Below are 2,477 nucleotides of genomic sequence, written 5' to 3' on the forward strand. Positions count from 1 at the left end.
TTCTACGCCAATTATCTTTGGAACCGGAATGGGTGATAGAACTCATTCAAAAAGTACTCGCACGTAGACGAGAAAAGGGGATTATCACATTATGTGTGGCTCCATCTCAATTTGCGTATATCCAAGATGCGAGAGAAGAATTAATCACTTCGATTGATTCGCAGGCCGAGCTCGAAATTATACCTGATTCCTCAGTTCAAGATCAAGGGTGTGTGATTCGGTCCTCATACGGAAGTATTGATGCCAGAATTGATACCCAGCTGAAAGAAATCAAGTCCGCACTACAGCAATTGGCCATACAAAGTGAGGAATCATAATGACAAGGGCATCCATACCGAAGGCGGATAAATATAAGGAAGTTTTGCAAACGATTGATCCGATCAGGGTGAACGGCAAAGTAACGCAAGTAATTGGACTTACCGTGGAATCCGAGGGCCCGGATGTCAGTATAGGTGATCTTTGTTATATCTATCCGCATAAATCTAATAAGGCGTTAAAAGCTGAAGTGGTTGGATTCCGTAGCAATAAAGTTATTCTGATGCCGCTAGGTAATCTTGACGCAATTGGACCTGGTTGTGATGTTGTAGGCACAGGTAAGCCGTTAACAGTCCAGGTTGGACATGAGTTATTGGGCAAGGTTCTGGATGGGCTGGGTCAGCCATTAGATGGTTCGTATCTACCTTCTAGAATGGCACAGTACTCAACAAATAATTCACCGAGTAATCCGTTGACACGTCCGCGTGTTCTCAACCCGATTTCGGTTGGTGTACGTTGTATCGATGGATTATTGACAATAGGTAAAGGTCAGCGTGTTGGTATTTTCGCAGGCTCCGGTGTTGGGAAAAGTACATTAATGGGTATGATTGCCMGCAATACTTCGGCTGATGTCAATGTCATTGCACTCATTGGAGAGCGTGGCAGAGAGGTATTGGATTTCATCGAGCGTGATTTGGGACCGGAGGGATTGGCGAGATCGGTTGTCATTGTGGCAACATCGGACCAACCTGCGTTAATTCGGATTAAAGGCGCTATGATAGCGACGAGTATTGCTGAGTATTTTAGAGATCGCGGCTTAAATGTCATGATGATGATGGATTCCGTCACGCGGTTTGCTATGGCACAACGTGAGGTTGGACTAGCTGTAGGTGAACCACCGGCTACGCGGGGATACACTCCTTCTGTATTTGCTATGCTGCCAAGGCTTTTGGAGCGCTCAGGTACGGGAGCTAAGGGCTCAATTACTGCATTTTACACTGTGCTTGTCGACGGTGATGATATGAATGAACCAATTGCTGATGCTGTCAGGGGAATCTTGGATGGTCATATCGTCCTTAATCGTAGTATTGCGAATAAAGGCCATTACCCTGCGATTGATGTTTTATCCAGTGTAAGTCGGGTAATGAAAGAAATTGTTCCTTCAGAACATATGGAAGCTGCGGATCAACTTAAGCGTCTTCTCTCTATATATAAAGATTCGGAAGATCTTATTAATATTGGGGCGTACCAAAAAGGATCTAACCCAAATATTGATGTTGCGATGGATAACATTGAGGCCATTTGGAATTTCACGAAACAAAAAACGAGTGAAAAGCTAACATATGAAGAAGCACAAGAACGATTAATCCAAGAATTTTATAAGGGATGAKGGTCCTAGATGAGTTTTCGCTATTCTTTCCAGCAAGTTGTCGATTTGAAAAACAATGAACGAACACAAGCAGAGTGGATTTTATCTGAGGCAATGGGTCAGTTACGGAATGAAGAAACGAACTTACACGGATTGTTTGAGCAGAAGGAAAACTTACACAATGAAATGGTTCAAGCATCAAGCCATTCCGTGACCATATCGAATATGCTTATGATGCAAAGCTATATGAATCATATGGACAGTCAAATTGCTCGTAAGCACCAAGATGTTAAGCATGCTCGGCATATCGTTACAGAAAAACAAGAGCATTTATCAGTGAAAATGATAGATGAAAAAGTTTGGACGAAAGCAAGAGAGAAGGCACATAACCAATTTCAAGTCATGATTGCGAAAAAAGAGCAGGATGCGCTTGATGAAATGGCAACGAATCGATTCAAGCGAGTTTCGTATTAAGTAAAAAAGGAGGGACGAAGAGATGGCCGATACAAGCGTAGAGGGTACATCTTATAGTGCACTGGAGCGATTTTTGATATGGTTTGTCATCCCCTTTGTGTTTACGGCGGTTCTACTCTTCGTGCTGCTTTCGATTTTTGATTATGATATCAAAAGTAGTATTCAAAAAGCACTTCACAATACGCCTGTCATTGGAATAATAGTTCCGGCGCCAAAAGAAACTGCTCCCGTGGCAGCTGAGGGGAAGGCAACTTCTCCTGAACAAAGCGTAAAACTTAAAGAGGATGAGATTGCGAAGCTGAATGCCCGAGTAACTGAACTAACAACAGCATTGCAAAAGGCAGATACGACGACAGAGTCAAAAGATCACTCTTTAAAG

Annotated in this window: 3 protein-coding genes and 1 pseudogene; all 4 read left to right on the top strand. The window is 42.9% G+C overall.

Features of this window, described 5'->3' with window-relative positions; genetic code table 11:
* A partial coding sequence (locus AC1DVJ_RS30600) for a FliH/SctL family protein (RefSeq protein WP_477596641.1) occupies positions 1–317 on the top strand: 317 nt, incomplete at its 5' end.
* Positions 317–1,645: a flagellar protein export ATPase FliI gene (fliI, locus tag AC1DVJ_RS30605; protein WP_477596643.1), complete on the top strand. Its 1,329-nt coding sequence runs from the start codon at positions 317–319 to the stop codon at positions 1,643–1,645. The genes AC1DVJ_RS30600 and fliI, both read left to right, overlap by 1 nt.
* A gap of 9 nt (positions 1,646–1,654) precedes the next feature.
* Positions 1,655–2,098: a flagellar export protein FliJ gene (gene fliJ / locus AC1DVJ_RS30610; protein ID WP_477596645.1), complete on the top strand. Its 444-nt coding sequence runs from the start codon at positions 1,655–1,657 to the stop codon at positions 2,096–2,098.
* A 22-nt stretch (positions 2,099–2,120) separates the two neighbouring features.
* Positions 2,121–2,477 (top strand): annotated as a pseudogene (locus AC1DVJ_RS30615) (magnesium transporter MgtE N-terminal domain-containing protein); the annotation flags it as partial.

Source organism: Paenibacillus sp. P4_A9 (assembly GCF_056402415.1).